17 protein-coding genes, 1 tRNA gene, 1 pseudogene and 1 riboswitch are annotated in these 18264 nt (G+C 68.5%); of the genes and pseudogenes, 11 read left to right on the top strand and 8 right to left on the bottom strand.

Annotated elements, in window-relative coordinates; all coding sequences use genetic code 11:
- Positions 1-73: 73 nt before the first annotated feature.
- The 4 genes from E5A74_RS14310 to E5A74_RS14295 all read left to right on the top strand — a co-directional run bounded on the left by E5A74_RS14310 (position 74) and on the right by E5A74_RS14295 (position 5517).
- The gene (locus tag E5A74_RS14310; protein ID WP_135986124.1) at positions 74-2254 is read left to right on the top strand and encodes a sodium-translocating pyrophosphatase; all 2181 of its coding nucleotides are present in this window, start codon (positions 74-76) and stop codon (positions 2252-2254) included.
- 283 nt (positions 2255-2537) lie between these two features.
- On the top strand, positions 2538-3911 hold the full coding sequence (locus E5A74_RS14305; RefSeq protein ID WP_135986121.1) for a hypothetical protein: 1374 nt from the start codon (positions 2538-2540) through the stop codon (positions 3909-3911).
- A 54-nt stretch (positions 3912-3965) separates the two neighbouring features.
- Positions 3966-4919 (top strand): oxygen-dependent tRNA uridine(34) hydroxylase TrhO, encoded by a 954-nt coding sequence (gene trhO / locus E5A74_RS14300; protein ID WP_135986119.1) that lies wholly within the window; start codon positions 3966-3968, stop codon positions 4917-4919.
- Positions 4882-5517, top strand: coding sequence for a glutathione S-transferase (locus E5A74_RS14295; RefSeq protein WP_135986111.1), 636 nt, complete (start codon positions 4882-4884; stop codon positions 5515-5517). The genes trhO and E5A74_RS14295 overlap by 38 nt, the downstream gene beginning before the upstream one ends.
- On the opposite strand, the gene E5A74_RS14290 is transcribed toward E5A74_RS14295, so the two are convergent.
- From E5A74_RS14290 to E5A74_RS14275, 4 genes are all read right to left on the bottom strand, one after another.
- The gene (locus E5A74_RS14290; protein ID WP_135986109.1) at positions 5514-6659 is read right to left on the bottom strand and encodes an acyl-CoA dehydrogenase family protein; all 1146 of its coding nucleotides are present in this window, start codon (positions 6657-6659) and stop codon (positions 5514-5516) included. The two genes, E5A74_RS14295 and E5A74_RS14290, sit on opposite strands and share 4 nt — an antisense overlap.
- A 150-nt stretch (positions 6660-6809) precedes the next feature.
- Positions 6810-7589, bottom strand: a complete 780-nt coding sequence (locus tag E5A74_RS14285; protein ID WP_135986107.1) for an SDR family NAD(P)-dependent oxidoreductase — start codon at positions 7587-7589, stop codon at positions 6810-6812.
- 9 nt (positions 7590-7598) lie between these two features.
- Entirely contained in the window at positions 7599-8696 is a 1098-nt protein-coding gene (locus tag E5A74_RS14280; RefSeq protein WP_166745804.1) for a CaiB/BaiF CoA transferase family protein, read from the bottom strand.
- Between the two features lie 145 nt (positions 8697-8841).
- Positions 8842-9993: an acetyl-CoA C-acetyltransferase gene (locus tag E5A74_RS14275; protein WP_135986103.1), complete on the bottom strand. Its 1152-nt coding sequence runs from the start codon at positions 9991-9993 to the stop codon at positions 8842-8844.
- A gap of 222 nt (positions 9994-10215) precedes the next feature.
- On the opposite strand from E5A74_RS14275, the gene infA reads away from it, so the two are divergent.
- From infA to E5A74_RS14245, 6 genes are all read left to right on the top strand, one after another.
- Positions 10216-10434, top strand: a complete 219-nt coding sequence (gene infA, locus E5A74_RS14270; protein WP_003049127.1) for a translation initiation factor IF-1 — start codon at positions 10216-10218, stop codon at positions 10432-10434.
- A gap of 11 nt (positions 10435-10445) precedes the next feature.
- Positions 10446-11015, top strand: coding sequence for a Maf family protein (locus tag E5A74_RS14265; RefSeq protein WP_135986483.1), 570 nt, complete (start codon positions 10446-10448; stop codon positions 11013-11015).
- Positions 11008-11958 (top strand): ribonuclease E/G, encoded by a 951-nt coding sequence (locus tag E5A74_RS14260; RefSeq protein WP_135986101.1) that lies wholly within the window; start codon positions 11008-11010, stop codon positions 11956-11958. The genes E5A74_RS14265 and E5A74_RS14260 overlap by 8 nt, the downstream gene beginning before the upstream one ends.
- Before the next feature lie 3 nt (positions 11959-11961).
- Positions 11962-12147, top strand: coding sequence for a DNA gyrase inhibitor YacG (locus E5A74_RS14255; RefSeq protein ID WP_135986099.1), 186 nt, complete (start codon positions 11962-11964; stop codon positions 12145-12147).
- Between the two features lie 30 nt (positions 12148-12177).
- Positions 12178-12253 (top strand) — tRNA-Phe (locus E5A74_RS14250).
- Positions 12254-12408: 155 nt separating this feature from the next.
- Positions 12409-12519: riboswitch (SAM-I-IV-variant riboswitch) on the top strand.
- 59 nt (positions 12520-12578) lie between these two features.
- The gene (locus E5A74_RS14245) at positions 12579-13661 is read left to right on the top strand and encodes a threonine aldolase family protein (RefSeq protein WP_135986097.1); all 1083 of its coding nucleotides are present in this window, start codon (positions 12579-12581) and stop codon (positions 13659-13661) included.
- Positions 13662-13712: 51 nt separating this feature from the next.
- On the opposite strand, the gene E5A74_RS14240 is transcribed toward E5A74_RS14245, so the two are convergent.
- Together E5A74_RS14240 and E5A74_RS14235 are read right to left on the bottom strand one after the other, a co-directional pair.
- Positions 13713-14225: a hemerythrin domain-containing protein gene (locus E5A74_RS14240; RefSeq protein ID WP_135986095.1), complete on the bottom strand. Its 513-nt coding sequence runs from the start codon at positions 14223-14225 to the stop codon at positions 13713-13715.
- 26 nt (positions 14226-14251) lie between these two features.
- The gene (locus tag E5A74_RS14235; RefSeq protein ID WP_135986093.1) at positions 14252-15175 is read right to left on the bottom strand and encodes a DMT family transporter; all 924 of its coding nucleotides are present in this window, start codon (positions 15173-15175) and stop codon (positions 14252-14254) included.
- Positions 15176-15266: 91 nt separating this feature from the next.
- On the opposite strand from E5A74_RS14235, the pseudogene E5A74_RS14230 reads away from it, so the two are divergent.
- Positions 15267-15888: pseudogene (locus E5A74_RS14230) on the top strand (DJ-1/PfpI family protein).
- On the opposite strand, the gene E5A74_RS14225 reads toward E5A74_RS14230, so the two are convergent.
- Entirely contained in the window at positions 15889-16677 is a 789-nt protein-coding gene (locus E5A74_RS14225; protein ID WP_240699821.1) for a rhamnogalacturonan acetylesterase, read from the bottom strand.
- Entirely contained in the window at positions 16674-18263 is a 1590-nt protein-coding gene (locus E5A74_RS14220; protein ID WP_135986091.1) for a family 43 glycosylhydrolase, read from the bottom strand. The genes E5A74_RS14225 and E5A74_RS14220 overlap by 4 nt, the downstream gene beginning before the upstream one ends.
- Between the last annotated feature and the right edge of the window lies 1 nt (position 18264).

Genomic DNA, 18264 nt, shown 5'->3' with positions numbered 1-18264 from the left:
TACCTTCCCGCTTCCGCAAAGACCGGTGGCAAGGCCGGCGGCGGTTCCAGTTCTAGGGGAAGGACTTCGCCTGATGACGATTGTTTATCTCGCCATCGCCTGCGGTTTGCTGGCGGTGGCTTATGGCTTTCTGACGAGTCAGCAAGTGCTGCGGGCATCGCCCGGTAACGAGAAGATGCAGGATATCGCCGCCGCGATCCAGGAGGGGGCCAAGGCCTATCTGGGCCGGCAATATCTGACGATCGCCATTGTCGGCGTGATCGTGGCTGTCGTGTTGTTCTTCACCCTCGGTGCGCTGCCGACGCTCGGCTTCGTGATCGGCGCGGTGCTTTCGGGCGTCGCCGGGTTCATCGGCATGAACATCTCGGTGCGCGCCAATGTCCGCACCGCCGAGGCGGCGCGGCAATCGCTCCAGGCCGGGCTCACGCTGGCGTTCCGCTCGGGCGCGATCACCGGCATGCTGGTCGCCGGGCTGGGGCTGCTCGCGATCGCGGGCATCTTCGGCTATCTCGTCGAGGGCGCGGGCATGGCGCCCAATGCGCGTCCGGTGATCGAGACGCTCACCGGGCTCGCCTTCGGCGCCTCGCTGATCTCGATCTTCGCGCGTCTCGGTGGCGGCATCTTCACCAAGGCGGCCGATGTCGGCGCCGATCTGGTCGGCAAGGTCGAGGCTGGAATCCCGGAGGACGACCCCCGCAACCCCGCGGTGATCGCCGACAATGTCGGCGACAATGTCGGCGACTGCGCGGGCATGGCCGCCGATCTGTTCGAGACCTATGTCGTCACGCTCGGCATCACCATGGTGACGATCGCGCTGCTCATGCGCGGGCTTGCTCCCGAGCAGCTGCTGGCGCTGATGACGCTGCCGCTGATCGTCGGCGGGGTGTGCATCATCACTTCGATCATCGGCACCTATTTCGTCCGGCTCGGCAAGGGCCAGTCGATCATGGGGGCGCTGTACAAGGGCTTCTGGGTCACCGTGCTCCTGTCGGTCCCCGCGATCATCGGCGTGACGCATTACACGCTCGGCGGGCTCGACACCGTGATCGGCGGGATGGGCGATCCCTCGGCGTTCCTCGAAGGCTCGACCGGGCTCGCCGATCAGGCCAATACCGGCCTCGCCACCGGTCCGAGCTTCACCGGCTGGGATCTGGTCATCTGCATGATGATCGGGCTCGCGGTGACCGGGCTGCTGGTGTGGATCACGGAGTACTACACCGGCACCAACTATCGCCCGGTCAAGTCGATCGCGAAGGCATCGGTGACCGGCCACGGCACCAACGTGATCCAGGGCCTCGCGATCAGCCTCGAATCGACTGCGCTGCCGACGTTGGTGATCGTGATCGCAGTGATCGCGGCCTATCAGATCGCCGGAGTGATCGGCGTGGCGTTCGCGGCGACCTCGCTGCTCGCGCTGGCGGGGATGGTCGTGGCGCTCGACGCCTATGGCCCGGTGACCGACAATGCCGGCGGCATCGCCGAGATGGCGGGGCTCGAGGACGAGGTTCGTCACAAGACCGACGCGCTCGACGCGGTGGGCAACACCACCAAGGCCGTGACCAAGGGCTATGCGATCGGCTCCGCCGCGCTCGCGGCGCTCGTGCTGTTCGGGGCCTACACCACCGACCTCCACGAGTTCTTCCCCAACGTCGACGTCGATTTCTCGCTGAGCAATCCGTACGTCATCGTCGGGCTGCTGCTCGGCGCGTTGCTGCCCTATCTGTTCGGGGCGTTCGGCATGACCGCGGTCGGCCGCGCCGCCGGATCGGTGGTGCAGGACGTGCGCGACCAGTTCCGCGACAATCCGGGGATCATGGAAGGGACCAGCCGTCCGAATTACGGCCGCACGGTCGACATCGTCACCAAGGCGGCGATCAAGGAAATGATCGTCCCGTCGCTGCTGCCGGTGCTCAGCCCAATCGCGGTGTACTTCCTCATCACCGCGGTGGCGGGCCAGCATGAGGGCTTCGCGGCGCTCGGCGCGATGCTGCTCGGCGTGATCGTCTCGGGCCTGTTCGTCGCGATCTCGATGACGTCGGGCGGCGGCGCGTGGGACAATGCCAAGAAATATATCGAGGACGGCAATCACGGCGGCAAGGGATCCGAGGCGCACAAGGCCGCGGTGACCGGGGACACCGTCGGCGATCCGTACAAGGATACCGCGGGCCCCGCGGTCAACCCGATGATCAAGATCACCAACATCGTGGCGTTGCTGCTGCTCGCCGCGCTGGCGGGGAGCCATGTCGCGGGCTGAGGTTGAAACCCGGCGCCGACAGGCGTAAATTACCTTCGTCCGCAGGGGCGACCGTTTCGACGGGGACCCCTGCGGCGGATGCCTTGACCGGGCTGCGTGCCCGGCCTTTGGCAGCAGTCTCGTCTATCCATTGAGACATGCACTGGATCGTGGACCATGCGGAGCGCGACTGTCTCCGCGGAAGATGGCCGTTATTACCGCATGCGAGATCTGGTCCGCCGGCTTCGAGCCGGCGGACATGTATTGGGCTTTGGCCGGCGCTTTACTTGCGATATCCTGCGCCATGTTTGTCCGCGCCTGTTTTCCTTTCTTCGATACGCGCTTCGCGCGCGAGGATGCTGCGGGGGACCAGCGTCGCGCGCCGCTCTGGCTGTCCGTCGAGCCGCCGCCGAAGTTCGATTTCGTCGGCCGGCTCGGACGGGTCGCGAAATGGATCCCGCCTTTGCCCTATGCGCGCTGCTCGGCCGCCGACCTGATCAAGATCGATCGCAGTGCGGATCGCGCCGTCGCGCTTCGCGTCGATGCGATCGAAGCGGTTGCCGACCAGCATGGCCATGCCCGATTGGCGGTCACGCTGGAGGCGCAGGCGTCGGCAGATCGGGTGCGGATGACCGACCTGATCGAATCGGTCGCGAGCGCCAATATCAGCATCTGCCATCCCGAGCGGCGCGGCCTGTCCGACAGCCTTGGCGCGGCCGCGGACGTGCTATGCGATCTCTACGCGCGTGAATCGGCGCGCACCGCGCCCGAGCCGCGGGGCGATTATCAGCCCGATTGGGTCCATGCGGGGCGGCCCTTTCTGATCGTCGTCAACAGTCGCCGCGAGCCGGTCGAGTTGCCGCTCGCGGTCGAAATGCCCGCACCCGTTCCCGGCTTTGGCGGCAGCATCCGCTTCTTCCCGTGGCGCTCCGACGAAGGCGGTGCCGCGCTGCCGATTTGGTATCTCGAGGCGCCGCGCGGGGGCGATGCGTGGCGCCAGCCGGCCGAGGCGCTCGAGGACCTGACCGCGCATTATGAGGAGCTTTTCGTCTGTGCTACGCTCGAGGAGAAGGCCGGCGACGATCCGGCCTATGCGCGGTATCTCGAGCTTCACCGCAAGCGCCTGACCGGGGTGCTGCGCGTCGAGCGGCGCCACGGCGTGGAACTTCAGGCGGCCCTGCGGTTGCTCTCCGACTATGATCGCTCGGTATTCAAGCCGCGCGAGGCGGACGATCTCGAACGGGCTATGATCGCGCGGATCAATGCGCAGATCAGCGATTATATCGAACCCAGGCAGGCGAGGAGCATCTTCATGACCTTCAACCAGACCTTTTCGGGCGGAACCAACATCGTGAACTTCGGCGAAATGACCGGCAACACGATCACGCAGACCAACACGATGTTCGACGAATCCAGCGCGCCGGACGCGCTCAAGGACCAGCTCAAGGCACTGCGGACCTCGTTGGTCGAAGCGGCCAAGACGCTGCCCGAGGCGGACGCGAGGACGCTGCTCAAGGATTATGAGAGCTTCACCGAGACCGCGCTGCGCGAGAAGCCGCCCAAGGAAGTGGTCAAGGCGCAGGGCAACAACCTGATCGACACGGTGAAGAGCATCGCCGCCTTCGCCACGCCGGTCGCGACGATCGTCGGCGCGATCCTCAAGATCGTCGCCGGCTGACGCGGCGGCGCGGTTCTGCTACGGGGGCGCGGCATCCCCATCCCGGAAGCGATTGTGACCGAAGCCGTTTTGCCCGTGCGCGTTGCCGCGCTGTACCAGTTCACCCGGTTCGAGGACCCTGCAGCGATCAAGCCGCCGCTGGAGGCGCTCTGCCACGCGCACGGCGTCAAGGGCACGCTGCTGCTGGCCGGGGAAGGGATCAACGGCACGATCGCCGGCGGCGATGCGGGGATCGGCGCGGTGCTCGCGCATCTTCGGACCCTGCCCGGCTGCGCCGCGCTCGACGTCAAGGAATCGCGCGCCGCGACGATGCCGTTCCACCGGATGAAGGTGCGGCTCAAGCGCGAGATCGTGACGATGGGGCAACCCGATATCGATCCGACCGATCCCGGCGCCTATGTCGCGCCACAGGACTGGAACGCGCTGATCGATTCGCCCGAAACGATCCTGATCGACACGCGCAACGATTATGAAGTCGCGATCGGCAGTTTCACCGGCGCGATCGATCCGCGAACGAAGAGCTTCCGCGAATTCCCCGATTGGGTCCGCGCGCATCGCCACGAATGGGAAAGCGCGGGCAGGGCGCCGAACATCGCGATGTTCTGCACCGGCGGGATCCGCTGCGAGAAGGCGACGGCGTTCCTCAAGGCCGAGGGGCTCGATTCGGTCTATCATCTCAAGGGCGGCATCCTCGCCTATCTCGAGCAGGTGCCCGCCGCGGACAGCCGCTGGCAGGGCGAATGCTTCGTGTTCGACGAGCGCGTCGCGGTGGGCCATGGCCTCGCGCCCGGCAGCCACGGCCTGTGCCGCGCCTGCCGCACGCCGGTCAGCCCCGGCGACCAGGCCTCGCCGCTGTTCGTCGAGGGCGTTTCCTGCCCCGCCTGCCATGCCGGGCGGAGCGACGCGCAGCGCGCGCGTTACGCCGAGCGCCACCGCCAGAGCCTGCTCGCCGAGGCGCGCGGCGAGGCGCATGTCGGGGCGACGCTGCCGGTGCGCGACGCTGACTGAGCCGATCCTCTACAGCTTCCGCCGCTGCCCCTATGCGATGCGGGCGCGGCTCGCGCTGCTGGTGAGCGAGACGCGGTGCGAGATCCGCGAAGTGAAGCTGCGCGACAAGCCCGCCGAACTGATCGCGGCCTCACCCAAGGCGACGGTGCCGGTGCTGGTGCTGCCCGACGGACAGGTGATCGACGAGAGTCTCGACATCATGCGCTGGGCACTGCGCCGCAACGATCCCGAGGGCTGGCTGGCCGGCGACGATGCCGGCCTGATCGCGGCCAATGACGGCCCGTTCAAATACCATCTCGATCGCTACAAATATCCCGAGCGGCACGGGTCGGATCCGGGCGTGCATCGCGCGGAGGGGCTGGCGATGCTGGCGGCGCTCGAAGCGCGGCTGGCGGCACAGGCCTGGCTGTGCGGGGACCGGCGGATGCTCGCCGATGCTGCGATCATGCCCTTCGTCCGCCAGTTCGCCGCGGTCGACCGCGCATGGTTCGACGCGCAGGCGCTGCCCGCCGTGCAGCGCTGGCTCGCCGGACAGCTCGCCGCGCCCCTGTTCGCCGCGGCGATGATCCAGCGCCCGCAATGGCGCGCCGAGGGCTAGAGCGACCGCGCGATCAGCAGCTTCATGATCTCGTTCGACCCGCCATAGATCCGCTGGACCCGCGCGTTCCGCCACATCCGCGCGATCGGATAGTCGTTGATATAGCCATAGCCGCCATGGAGCTGGAGGCATTCATCGACCACCTGCCACTCGCTCTCGGTGACCCAGAGCTTGGCGATCGCGGCCTGGGTGAGATCGAGGCCGCCGGCGAGCACCCGCGCGAGGCAATCGTCGACGAAAACCCGCGCCACCGCGGCCTTCGCCTTGCATTCGGCGAGCTTGAACTGGGTATTCTGGAAATCGAACACGCGCTGGCCGAACGCCTTGCGTTCCTTGACGTACGCGGTGGTTACTTCGACCGCCTTCTCCATCGTGATCACGCTCGAGACCGCGATCACCAGCCGTTCGCGCGGCAGCTCGGCCATCAGCTGGCGGAAGCCCTGGCCCGCGATCTCGCCGAGCAGATTCGCCGCCGGCACCCGGACATCGTCGAAGAACAGCTCGGACGTGTCCTGCGCGTCGAGCCCTATCTTGTCGAGCGCCTGGCCGCGGCGAAAGCCCTCGGCCTCGGCGGTCTCGACGACGAGCAGCGAGACGCCCTTGCCGCCCGCCTCGGGGTCGGTCTTGGCGACGACGATGACGAAGTCGGCGATCTGGCCGTTCGAGATGAAGGTCTTGGCGCCGTTGATCCGATAGAAGTCGCCGTCCCTCAGCGCGGTGGTGCGGATCGCCTGCAGGTCCGATCCCGCGCCGGGCTCGCTCATCGCGATCGCCGCGACCAGCTCGCCCGAGCAGAGCTTCGGCAGCCAGCGCCTTTTCTGCTCTTCGGTGCCGTGGGCGAGGACATAGGGGAGGATGATGACATTGTGCAGCGAGAGCGCGAAGCCCTCGACGCCGTGCCGGCCGACCGCCTCGACCAAGGTGACGTCATGGCGGAAGTCGCCGCCGCCGCCGCCATATTCGGTGGGGATCGACACGCCGAGCAGCCCGGCCTCGCCCGCCTGCCGCCAGAATTCGCGCTCGACTTGCCCGGCCGCGCGCCACTTTGCGATGCGCTCGGGCGGGGCCTCCCGTTCGAAGAAGCGCGCTGCGCCGTCGGCGAGCGCGATCAGCTCGGGATCGTCGCGCCAGTTGGACATCATCAGTCTCCTGTCGTCACCCCGGCCGAAGTGCCGGGGTCCACGGTGCCGCGATGGAAGGACAAGAGTGTTGAACGCCTCGCGTGCCGCGCGGTGGACCCCGGAACAAGTCCGGGGTGACGGTTATGATTAGGGCGTGCGATCAACACGCTCTCACCGCGGCGCCATCCGGATCGCGCCGTCGAGGCGGACATCCTCGCCGTTGAAATAGGGATTGCGCAGCATCTCGAGCGCGAGGCTGGCATAATCCTCGGGCCGCCCCAGCCGCTTGGGGAAGGGCACCGAGGCGGCCAGCGCCTCCTTCACCTGCGGCGGCGCGGCGTTCATCAGCGGGGTGTCGAAAATCCCCGGCAGGATCGTGTTGACCCGGATGCCCTCGCCCGAAAGATCGCGCGCGATCGGCAGCGTCATGCCGACGATCCCGCCCTTCGACGCCGAATAGGCCGCCTGGCCGATCTGACCGTCCTCGGCGGCGACGCTGGCGGTGTTGACGATCGCGCCGCGCTCGCCGTCCGCGTCGGGGTCGAGCGTCAGCATCCCCGCCGCGCTCTTGACGATGCAGCGGAAGCTGCCGACCAGATTGACCTGGATCACCCAGTCGAACGCCGCGGCGGGGAACTGGCGGATCTCGCCGGTCGCCTTGTCGCGACCCACGGTCTTGAACGCGTTGCCGACGCCGGCGCAGTTGACGAGGATGCGCTCCTGGCCATGCGCCGCGCGTGCCTTGGCGAAGCCGGCATCGACTTCGTCGTCCGAGCGGACATCGACCTTGCAGAACACGCCGCCGATCCCGGCCGCGAGCGCCTCGCCCTTCTCGGCATTCATGTCGAACAGCGCGACCCTGGCGCCCGCCGCTGCCAGCGCGCGTGCCGTCGCCGCGCCGAGGCCGGAGGCGCCGCCGGTGACCACGGCTGCGGTGTTCTCGAAGTTCATGCTGCTCTCCTAGCCAATCGTGCCCGCGGCCCTGAGCGCCGCGATTTGGGGTTCGTCATAGCCAAGCCCCGCCAGCACCCGATCGGTCCACTCGCCGGGGCGCGAGGGCTGCGGCGGGTCGGCAGGGGTGGCGGAAAAGCGCGGGGCAGGGGCGGGCGCGCCGCCCGCGAAGCTGCCGCGCGCGGCGTTGTGCGGGTGCGCCGCCGCCTCGTCGAAGGTGAGGACGGGCGACACGCACGCCTCGGGCGCGAAATGCGCGACCCATGCGTCGCGGCCGCGCGTGGCGAAGATCGCCGCGAAGCGCTCGGCGCGCGCGGGCCATGCCGCGGCGTCCATCTGGCCAGCCCCGTCCTCGCCGAGCCCGGTCACCAGAGCGGCATAGAATTGCGGCTCGATCGCGCCGACCGCGACATGGCGGCCATCGGCGCAGGCATAGCTGCGGTAGAAGGGCGCGGCGCCGCTCAGCAGGTTCGCGCCGGGCCCGTCGCGCCACATGCCCGCGGCCTTGAACCCCCAGCTCATGCTGGCGAGCAGCGCCGATCCCTCGGTCATCGCCGCATCGACCACCTGGCCGGGAGCACCCAGCCTCACCGCGAGCAAGGCGCTCACCATCCCGAAGGCGAGCAGCATCCCGCCGCCGCCGAAATCGCCGACATAATTGACCGGCGCCACCGGCGGGCCGCCGGGCGTGCCGATCCCGTCGAGCAGTCCGGCGACGGCGATGTAATTGATGTCGTGTCCCGGCGCCTGCGCGAGCGGGCCGTCCTGGCCCCAGCCGGTCATCCGGCCATAGACGAGGCCGGGATTGTCGCCGATCAGCATTTCGGGGCCTAGCCCCAATCGCTCCATCACGCCCGGCCGGAAGCCTTCGAGGATGCCGTCGGCCTCGCGGCACAGCGCGCGCGCGATCGCCACGCCTTCGGCGGATTTGAGCTCGACTCCGATCGCCTTGCGCGAGCGGGCGAGGGCGTGCGGGCCGAAAGCGGCGCCGGGACGCTCGATGCGGATCACCTCGGCGCCATGATCGGCGAGCAGCATCGCGGCGAACGGGCCGGGGCCGATCCCGCCGAACTCGACGATGCGGATGCCGGAGAGCGCGCCCATCAAAATCCTCCCCCGGAGGGGGAGGGGGACCGCGAAGCGGTGGAGGGGTAGCCGCCACAAGGGCTGAACCTTCGCTCGTGGAGATTACCCCTCCACCAGCTTCGCTGGTCCCCCTCCCCCTGCGGGGGAGGATCCGGGAACATCAACCTCACAGCGCCTCGACGATCGTCACATTGGCGATGCCGCCGCCCTCGCACATCGTCTGCAGCCCGTAGCGCAGCCCGCGCTTGCGCAGCGCATGCACCAGCGTCGTCATCAGTTTGGTCCCCGAGGCGCCGAGCGGGTGGCCCAGCGCGATCGCACCGCCATTGACGTTGAGCTTGTCGGGATCGGCGCCGACATGCTCCAGCCACGCCAGCGGCACCGGCGCGAACGCCTCGTTGACTTCGTACAGGTCGATATCCCCGATCCGCATCCCGGCGCGCTGCAGCGCCCGGTCGGTGGCGAACAGCGGCTCCTCGAGCATGATCACCGGATCGCCCGCGGTGACGGTGAGGTTGTGGATTCGCGCCAGCGGGGTCAGCCCATGCGCCTTGAGCGCAGCCGCGCCCACCACCATCACCGCCGAGGCGCCGTCGCAGATCTGGCTGGCATTGCCCGCGGTGATCACCCCGCCCTCGGCGAGCGTCTTGAGGCTGCCCAGCCCTTCGATGCTCGCGTCGAATCGGATGCCCTCGTCCCGGTCGTGCAGCTGCGCGCCGTCGGGCGTCTCGATCGCGATCGGCAGGATCTCGTCGGCAAAATCGCCGCGCTCGACCGCCGCCGCCGCGCGGCGATGGCTCTCGAGCGCATAGGCGTCGAGCATCTCGCGGCTGTGCCCATATTTCCGCGCGATCATCTCGGCGCCGGTGAACTGGCTGAACCCGCGCACCCCGAACCGCGCCAGCTCGCGCTCGCTATAGGGTTTGGCGCCGGCGACCGAGGTGCCCATCGGCACCCGGCTCATATGCTCGATGCCCGCGGCGATCACCACGTCCTGCGTGCCCGACATCACTGCCTGCGCGGCGAACTGGATCGCCTGTTGCGAGCTGCCGCACTGGCGATCGATCGTCACCGCAGGGATGCTCTGCGGCAGCCCCGAGGCGAGCACGGCGTTGCGCCCGACATGGAGCGCCTGCTCGCCCGCCTGGCCGACACAGCCCATGATGACATCGTCGATCGCGTTCGGGTCGATTCCGCTGCGGCGCGCCAGCTCGGCGAGCGTCGCGCCGGCAAGGTCCACCGGATGCCACCCCATCAGCCGTCCGTTGCGCCGTCCGCCCGCGGTGCGCACCGCCGCGACGATATAGGCCTCCGCCATTCCGCTTCCTCTCGCATGCGGCCGTCGGCGGCCGTCAACTTACATCAGTGTAAGTGGCTGGCCGTGGCCAAGGCAAGCGTCGCGTGCGGCTGGACTTCGCGCCGCCGAAACCCCATGTTGGCGGCAGCGGACGCCGTATCGTGCCGTCCGCCTTCCCTTTTCGCGCGCAGCAGAGTAAAGGCACCGCCACTTTTGCTGGCGCTCACCCGAGAGGCATATTGTTTGGCCAAAGAAGAACTCCTTGAAATGCGCGGCCAGGTCGTTGAGCTTCTGCCCAACGCCATGTTCCGCGTCCGGCTCGAGAATGATCATGAGATCCTCGGCCATACCGCCGGCAAGATGCGCAAGAATCGCATCCGCGTGCTGGTCGGCGACGAAGTCCTCGTCGAGCTCACGCCTTACGACCTGACCAAGGGCCGTATCACCTACCGCTTCAAGTGAGCGGCGGGCCTGTGCGGCTCGTCCTCGCCTCCACCTCGCCGCGTCGGCTCGATCTGCTCCGCCGGATCGGAGTCGAGCCCGCGCGCGTGGCCGCCCCCGATGTCGACGAGGACGTTCGCCCGGGCGAGCTGCCGCGCGCCTATGTGCTGCGCGTCGCGATCGACAAGGCGCTCGCGGTCACCCGTGGCGAGGACGAGATCGTCCTCGCCGGCGACACCACGATCGCGGTCGGCCGCCGCATCCTCGCCAAACCCGCGGACGAGGCCGATCTGCGCCGGATGCTCGGCTTGCTCTCGGGCCGGCGCCATCACTGCCTCTCCGCGGTCTGCCTGATCGGGCTCGACGGCAAGCCGCGCACCCGCATCTCCGACACGATCGTCACCTTCAAGCGGCTGAGCGACGCCGAGATCGACTGGTACGTCACCAGCGGCGAGGGGATGGGCAAGGCCGGCGGCTATGCCATCCAGGGCAAGGCCGAGGCGTTCGTCCGCTTCCTGTCGGGAAGCCATTCGGGCGTGGTCGGGCTGCCGGTGTTCGAGACCCGCGCGCTGCTCGAAGGCGCGGGCTACCCCTTTGGCTGAGTGGCTCTACGAGGCCGGGATCGGCGAGAACCGCGCGGCTTTGGTCTCGCGCGGCGTCATCTGGAAAGCGCGGATCGAGCTCGAGCGAACGGCGCCTCGTCACGGCGCCGTCCTCAACGCCCGGCTCACGGACAGGAACACCGGCAAGGTCGCGCTCGAAGCCGGCGGCGAGGCGCTGTGCGATCCACTGCCCAAGGGGATCACCCAGGGCGGTGCGCTCAGGGTGCGGATCGTCCGCGAGGCGATCCCCGAGCCCGGCCGCGCCAAGCTGCCCAAGGCAGTGCCGGCCGCGCCGGACGATGCGCCCGGCGACGGCCTCGATCTGCTCGGCCGGATCCGCGCCAGCGGGGTGCCGGTCCGGCAGCTCCGCGCGCACGAGGCCGACGTGCTCGAGGAAGCCGGCTGGTCCGAAGTGCTCGAAGAGGCGGTGACCGGCGATATCGGCTTTCCCGGCGGCATGCTGCGCCTCTCGCCGACTCCGGCGATGACTCTGTTCGATGTCGACGGCTCGGGCCCGCTCGAAGCGCTGTCGGTCGCCGCCGCGCATGCCGTGGCGCGCGCGATCGAGCGGCACGGCATCGCCGGCTCGATCGGCATCGATTTCCCGACCCTGGCCAACAAGGCGGCGCGGCAGGCGGTCGCCGAGGCGATCGACGCGGCGCTGCCGCAGCCGTTCGAGCGCACCACGGTCAACGGCTTCGGCTTTCTCCAGATCGTCCGCCGCCGCACCCGGCCGTCGCTCCCCGAGCTGCTCCGCGCCGATCCGGTGGGTGCCGCGGCGCGTGCCGAGCTGCGCCGGATCGAGCGGCTTCCCCCGCCGCCGCCGGCTACCCATATGGTATCGCGGCGCGTCGCCAACCGGCTGGCGCAGAAGCCCGAATGGAGCGCCGAGCTGGCGCGGCGAATCGGGGGCGCGACGGCGTTCGTCGCCCCGAAGGAGTAGGCATTGGCGAAGCGTGACGGCTGCCCGATCTGCGGCAAACCGACCCAAGACGAATTCAAGCCCTTTTGCGGCCGCGGCTGCAAGGACCGCGACCTGCTGCAATGGCTGGGCGAGGGCTATCGTGTGCCGGGCGAGCGTGTTGATCCGAATGCACAAAGCGGGCTGGACACGGGCCGGGACGCCGACTAAGAGCCCGCTTCCGGCGTTCGCCGGCCCCGTGCCCGGGTAGCTCAGTTGGTAGAGCATGCGACTGAAAATCGCAGTGTCGGCGGTTCGACTCCGTCCCCGGGCACCACTTCTTTTCCCCCAGTCCTGAACTGTGCTCCGGCGAAGGCCGCAGCGCCGGGTCGTGCAGCCTTTCGGCATCCTGCGCTCCTGCCTTCGCAGGAGCACGAGGGGAGGCAATTCATGCCCGGTCTTGCCACCCGCCCTCCGCCACGCTAGCTGGCCGCCATGCATCAAGAGTCGGGCGACGCCCCGACACCAACCTGCTCCCGGGCAAGGTGGTGCTTGCGCAATCTGCGCAAGGATGTGGCCGCAATGGCAACCCTCGGGTCTCCATCACGCCACGCGTCGCACGCCTCTTCGGTGCCGGTAGAGCAACGAAAGAGAGTGTCCGCGTGAGCCAGCCCCAGCAATTCGCCCCCCAGCAATTCGCCCCCCAGCAATTCGCCAGCGACAATTATGCCGGAATCTGCCCCGAGGCGTGGGCCGCGATGGAAGCGGCCAATGCCGGCTCGGCGCCGGCCTATGGCAATGACGACTGGACCCAGCGCGCCGCCGACGCTTTCCGTGCGCTGTTCGCCAGCGATTGCGAGGTCTTCTTCGCGTTCAACGGCACCGCCGCCAATTCGCTCGCGCTCGCCGCGCTCTGCCAATCCTATCACAGCGTGATCTGCTCGTCCTCGGCGCATGTCGAGACCGACGAATGCGGCGCACCCGAATTCTTCTCCAACGGCTCCAAGCTGCTCGTCGCGACCACCGCCGACGGCAAGCTCACCCCCGAAGCGATTCGCGGAGTCGCCACCAGCCGCTCGGACATCCATTTCCCCAAGCCGCGGGTAGTGACGATCACCCAGCCGACCGAGACCGGGCAGGTCTATTCGATCGACGAGATCCGCGCGATCGCCGCAACCTGCCGCGCGCTCGGGCTCAAGCTGCACATGGACGGCGCGCGCTTCGCGCACGCCTGCGCGCATCTCGGCTGCGATCCCGCCGACATCACGTGGCGCGCCGGCGTCGACGTGCTGTGCTTCGGCGGCACCAAGAACGGCATGGCGGTCGGCGAGGCGATCCTGTTCTTCGATCGCGCGCTGGCGCAGGATTTCGATTATCGCTGCAAGCAGGCCGGCCAGCTCGCCTCGAAGATGCGCTTTCTCGCGGCGCCTTGGGTCGGGATGCTCGAGAGCGGGGCATGGCTGCGCAACGCCGAGCATGCCAATGGCTGCGCGTCGCAGCTCGCGGCGGCGATCCGCGACCTGCCCGAAGTCGCGCCGATGTTCCCGGTCGAGGCCAACGCGCTGTTCCTGCAGGCGCCGGCGGCTTTGCTCGAAGACCTGCGCGAGCGCGGCTGGTCCTTCTACACCTTCATCGGCGGCGGCGCCCGCTTCATGTTCGCGTGGGATTCCGATCCGGCCCGTGTCGACGAGCTGGCCGCCGACATCCGGGCGGCACGCGAAGCGTCCGCGGCGATCGCCGCCTGAGCAGAGCCATCACCCCGGAACCGACTGCCCCGGGGTGATGGCCATCGGCGCTCAGAGCGCGGTGACCTCGAGCGTGGTCGTCTCGGGCCTCGGCAGGCCGCTCGCCTTGTATTCGGTGATCAGCGCTTGCTTGCGCGCGCGCATCTCCTCGCCCAGCGCGTCCATATCGAGCCCGGCCTTGCGCGCCTGGGAGAACATGCCCTCCATGCGCTTTTCCTCTTCCTCGACATGGTGCTCGATCTGCTCGGAGAGCACCTTGACCTTGGCGTCGTAATATTCGTCCGCGGGGCTGCCCGCCTCGATCTCGGCGATCAGCAGCTTGGCGCCGTCATGCTCGACATAGGCCTCCTTGAGCAGATCCTCCTCGATCTTGCCCTCGCAGGCCGGGTAGAAGATCTCTTCCTCGATCTTGGTGTGCACGGTCAGCTCGAGGCAGATCTGGCGGGCGAGCTTCTCCTTTTGCGAGGCGCTCTTCGCGCCCTCGAACTGCTCGAACAGTTCCTCGACTTCGCGATGATCGGCCTTGAGAAGCGCGATCGCGTCCTGCTGGTTGTCATTGGCCATGCGGTGTCCTCCTCTTTCGAGGGGACTCAACCGCGCGCGTCGGCGATCGTTCCGCTGCGCCCGCGCACCCAGGCGCTCACGACGATTCCGCCCAATATCAGTGCCATGCCGGCGAAGTGATAGCCATGGAGCTGCTCGCCCAGGGTCAGCGCGGCGAGCAGCGCGCCGAACAAAGGCATCAGCGTGATCGCCTGCCCCGCGCTCGCCGGGCCGAGCGTGGCGACCGCGGCGTTGAACAGCGCATAGGCGATCACCGAAGGCAGCAGCGCGACATAGAGCACGGCGGCGAACACGCGCGGCGTCCAGTGCATCGCGGCGATCTCCGCCCATTCAGTGGCGGCGAGCGGCGCCATCGCCAGCACGCCGATCGCGAAGGTCAGCCCGAGAAAGCTCTGCGCGTGGAGCGCCGGTCGCAGCCGCAGCAGCGAGGTGTAGAAGGCCCAGACCACCACCGCGCACAGGATCAGCGCGTCGCCGCGGTTGAACGCGAGCCCGGAGAGCGCGCCCAGCCTGCCCTGAAACACGATCACCACCACGCCGATCGTCGACAGCGCGACGCCGAGCATCGCGCCGGGCCCCGCGCGCACTCCGAAGATGGCGAAATCGGCGACGAGCACCAGCGCCGGGATCGCCGCCTGGAGCAGCATGCCGTTGCTCGCCTGGGTGAAGCGCAGCCCCGAATAGAGAAAGGCATTGAACGCCGCGACGCCGAGCAGCCCGAGCAGCAGGATCACCGGCCATTTGCGCGCGATCACCGCACGGTCGGCGGCGATGTGGCGCGCGGCGAACGGCGCGATCACCAGCAGCGCCCCGGTCCAGCGCAGCAGCGCGAGGAGGAAGGGCGGAATATCGTCGCGCACCGCCCGGCCGACGATCGAATTGCCCGCCCAGAGCAGCATCACCAGCGCGAGCATGGCATAGGCGGCGGTTTGCGGGCGCAGGCGGAGCATCGCCGCCCCCTAGGGGAGCGCAGCGTCGAACGCGAGGTTTTTGCGCGCGCGCAACGATGCTAGGACCGGCGCTCACAGCGAGGAACCGCCAATGCAGATCGCAGTCCTGACCTTCGACGGCTTCAACGAGCTCGATTCGTTCGTCGCGGCGGCGATCCTCAATCGCCATGAAGCCGCAGGGCTGGGCGGCGTACATCACGTCGCCGACGCCCGAGGTCACCTCGCTCAATGGCGTCACCGTCCAGCGCCAGCGTCCGCTCGAATTCGCCGGGGAAGCCGATGCGGTGATCATCGGCAGCGGGATGAAGACGCGCGACATCGCCGCCGACGCCGATCTGCTCGGACGCATCGTCCTCGACCCCTCGCGCCAGCTGATCGGCGCGCAATGCTCGGGCACCCTGCTGCTGGCGAAGCTCGGCCTGGTCGGCGATCTTCCGGCCTGCACCGATCTGATGAGCAAGCCTTGGGTGATCGAGGCCGGGGTGCGCGTGCTCGACACGCCGTTCGTCGCGCACGGCAATGTCGCGACTGCGGGTGGCTGCCTCGCCTCGCAATATCTCGCGACCTGGATTCTCGCGCGCGGCGCCGGGCTGGCCGCCGCCGAGGAAGCGATCCGCTATGTCGCGCCGGTCGGCGAGAAGGAGGAGACCGTGGCGCGGGCGCGTGCCGCGATCACGCCGTTCCTGCCCGAAGCCGAGGCGCGCGCCGCCTGATCAGGGGATCAGCAGCGGCCGCATCGCGGGCACCGCGGCGGCGAGCTCGCGCGTCACCATCGTCGCGAAATAGTTGGCGCCCTCGACGCCGAGATGCGTCCGGTCGAACGACAGCCGCGGCTGCGCCATGGGCTGGACCTCGGTCTCGGTGCTCGCGGTCGGCACCACCGGCGCCGAGCCAGGCGGCAGCTGCGCGAAGCGATCGGCGGCGGCTTCGCCCATCGCCTGCACCGCCGCGCTGCTCTCGGCATTGAGGTCGAGCAACGGCACTTTCTTCTCGGCCGCGACCTTGCGGATCGCCGCGGCCCAGGGCTCAAGATCGTTCTGGAGCGTGCCGTCCTTGAACATCCGCCGGGTGAGCGGCGTGACCAGCACCGGCTTCGCCCCCGCGGCGCGGGCCTCGTCGACATAGCGCGCGATATTGGCGGGGAATTCGCTGGCGAGATCGGTCGAGCGGCCGGGCTTGCCGGGCTGGTCGTTATGGCCGAACTGGATCAGCACCCAGATGTCCCTGAACCCCGGCGTGCGCATCTCGGCGAGCGCGAGGTCCCACGAGCCTTCGGCGCGGTAGCTGCCCGAGCTGCGCCCGCCGCGCGCGAGGTTCACGCATGCTGCGAACGAAGTGACATGGTACGCGCAGAAGCTCGGTCCCCAGCCGCCGATCACTGCGGTGGTTGAATCGCCGACAAGGATGATCTTCGACGCGGCGATCGGGCGCGGCGCTTCGGGGACGGTCTGCGCTGCGGCGGGCGCAGCGAGCAGCGCGGCGAGCGCCAGCGCGCGCATCATAACGCGCGGAACTTGAAGTCGCGGAACTTCGCCTCGCCTTCGCCGGCCGAATAGAGCCCGGGCCGCAGCATCAGAAAGCCACCGCGGACATTGTGGTGATAGCCCGAGACTTCCATCCCGCGATCGAACCGCTTCCAGCTCTGCCCGCCATCGCCCGAGGTGTGGAAGGAGACGATGTGGCGGTTGTTGGTCACCCGCATCTTCATTCGCCGGCCGTGCGGATTGGCCGGCCGCCCGCGCTCGATGCCGTACTGGTGCGTGACGAAGCGCTTCTCGTCGAAGCCGAGCCCGGCATAGAGCTTCTCGTCATAGAAGAGCAGCAGCCCCGCGACGCCGCCGGGCGCGATCTCGATGTCGCACTCGAACTGATAGGCCTGATCGCCGGCGATCAGCAGCAAAGGCGAGGAGTCGCTCGGCGCGATTCCCGAGGCCTTGAGCACCAGCGCGCCGTCCTCGACCCGCTGGCGCCGGCTCTCGTCGGGCGCCGGCTTGAAGAAATTCCACTTGCGGCCGAGTTCGAGCGGCTTGCTGAAATCGTCGGAGAGCGGCTGACCATGGGGCAGGGCGGTGCCGCCTTTGGGCTTGCGGATCGGCTGCGAGAGATCGCCGCCCTTCATCCGGAACCAGCCGTCCTTCGTCCACTCGATCGGATCGAGCAGGGTCTGGCGGCCCAGCGTCCAGAAGCCGTTCTCGAAGCCGTGATAGACCGACCACCAGCTGCCGTCGGGCGCCTCGACCAGCGAGGCGTGGCCGCGCGACCACCATTTCTCGTCCACGCTGGTGGTGCGGACCAGCGGATTGCGCGGATATTGCTCCCACGGCCCGTGGATCGAGCGCGACCGCGCCGCGATCACCATATGGCCGGTCGGTGGGCCCGCGGTGCCGCCGACCGCGGTGATCATGTAGAACCACTCGCCATGCCGGTGGATCTTGGGGCCCTCCGGCGAGAAGCCCTCGACGTCCCAATCGTCGGGATAGCGCCACGGGTCGTAGACATGCTCGACTTTGCCCACGGTCGACAGCCCGTCGGCCGAAAGCCGGATGCGGTCGCCGCCCGAGAGGAACAGCCAGCGCGAGCCGTCCTCGCCCACGGCGTGGCAGGGATCGATATGGCTGTGCAGCCCGAGATCGATCGGATCGCTCCACGGCCCGTCGATATGATCGGCCCAGATCACGAAGATCGAATTCGGCTTCGCCTTGACCGGGATGTAGAGGAAATAGCGGCCGTCATGCTTTTCGAGGCTGACCGCCCAGACCGAACCGATATTCTTGTTGAGCGCGGCCTTGCGCGGCTGCCAGTTCACCAGATCGCGCGAGTGCCAGATGGTGAGCCCCGGATAGGAATCGAAGCTCGAAAAGGTCATGTAATAATCTGCGCCGTCCTTGAGGATGGCGGGATCGGCGCGGTCGCCCGAGATCAGCGGATTGAGGAAGCTGCCATTGCCGAGATCGGCGATGCGCTGGTTGTCGAACCCGCGCTTCCAGTCGGGCGCGGGCTTGCGGGCTGCTTCGGCCGTGCCGGGCAGCGTCAGCGCGCCACCCCCGAGCAGGGCAGTGCCGATCGATTGGCGTCGCGTGAGCTTCATA

Source organism: Sphingomonas naasensis, assembly GCF_004792695.1.
In the GTDB taxonomy this organism is placed as follows: domain Bacteria; phylum Pseudomonadota; class Alphaproteobacteria; order Sphingomonadales; family Sphingomonadaceae; genus Sphingomonas; species Sphingomonas naasensis.
This window is presented reverse-complemented; position numbering and strand designations above follow the sequence as displayed.

What these genes read in the sequence shown, in the direction of transcription:
- E5A74_RS14310 (WP_135986124.1), top strand. Translation starts at nt 74, where the DNA reads ATGACGATTGTTTATCTCGCCATCGCCTGCGGTTTGCTGGCGGTGGCT.
- E5A74_RS14305 (WP_135986121.1), top strand. Translation starts at nt 2,538, where the DNA reads ATGTTTGTCCGCGCCTGTTTTCCTTTCTTCGATACGCGCTTCGCGCGC.
- E5A74_RS14295 (WP_135986111.1), top strand. Translation starts at nt 4,882, where the DNA reads ATGTCGGGGCGACGCTGCCGGTGCGCGACGCTGACTGAGCCGATCCTC.
- E5A74_RS14290 (WP_135986109.1), bottom strand. Translation starts at nt 6,659, where the DNA reads ATGATGTCCAACTGGCGCGACGATCCCGAGCTGATCGCGCTCGCCGAC.
- E5A74_RS14285 (WP_135986107.1), bottom strand. Translation starts at nt 7,589, where the DNA reads ATGAACTTCGAGAACACCGCAGCCGTGGTCACCGGCGGCGCCTCCGGC.
- E5A74_RS14275 (WP_135986103.1), bottom strand. Translation starts at nt 9,993, where the DNA reads ATGGCGGAGGCCTATATCGTCGCGGCGGTGCGCACCGCGGGCGGACGG.
- E5A74_RS14240 (WP_135986095.1), bottom strand. Translation starts at nt 14,225, where the DNA reads ATGGCCAATGACAACCAGCAGGACGCGATCGCGCTTCTCAAGGCCGAT.
- E5A74_RS14235 (WP_135986093.1), bottom strand. Translation starts at nt 15,175, where the DNA reads ATGCTCCGCCTGCGCCCGCAAACCGCCGCCTATGCCATGCTCGCGCTG.
- E5A74_RS14225 (WP_240699821.1), bottom strand. Translation starts at nt 16,677, where the DNA reads ATGATGCGCGCGCTGGCGCTCGCCGCGCTGCTCGCTGCGCCCGCCGCA.
- E5A74_RS14220 (WP_135986091.1), bottom strand. Translation starts at nt 18,263, where the DNA reads ATGAAGCTCACGCGACGCCAATCGATCGGCACTGCCCTGCTCGGGGGT.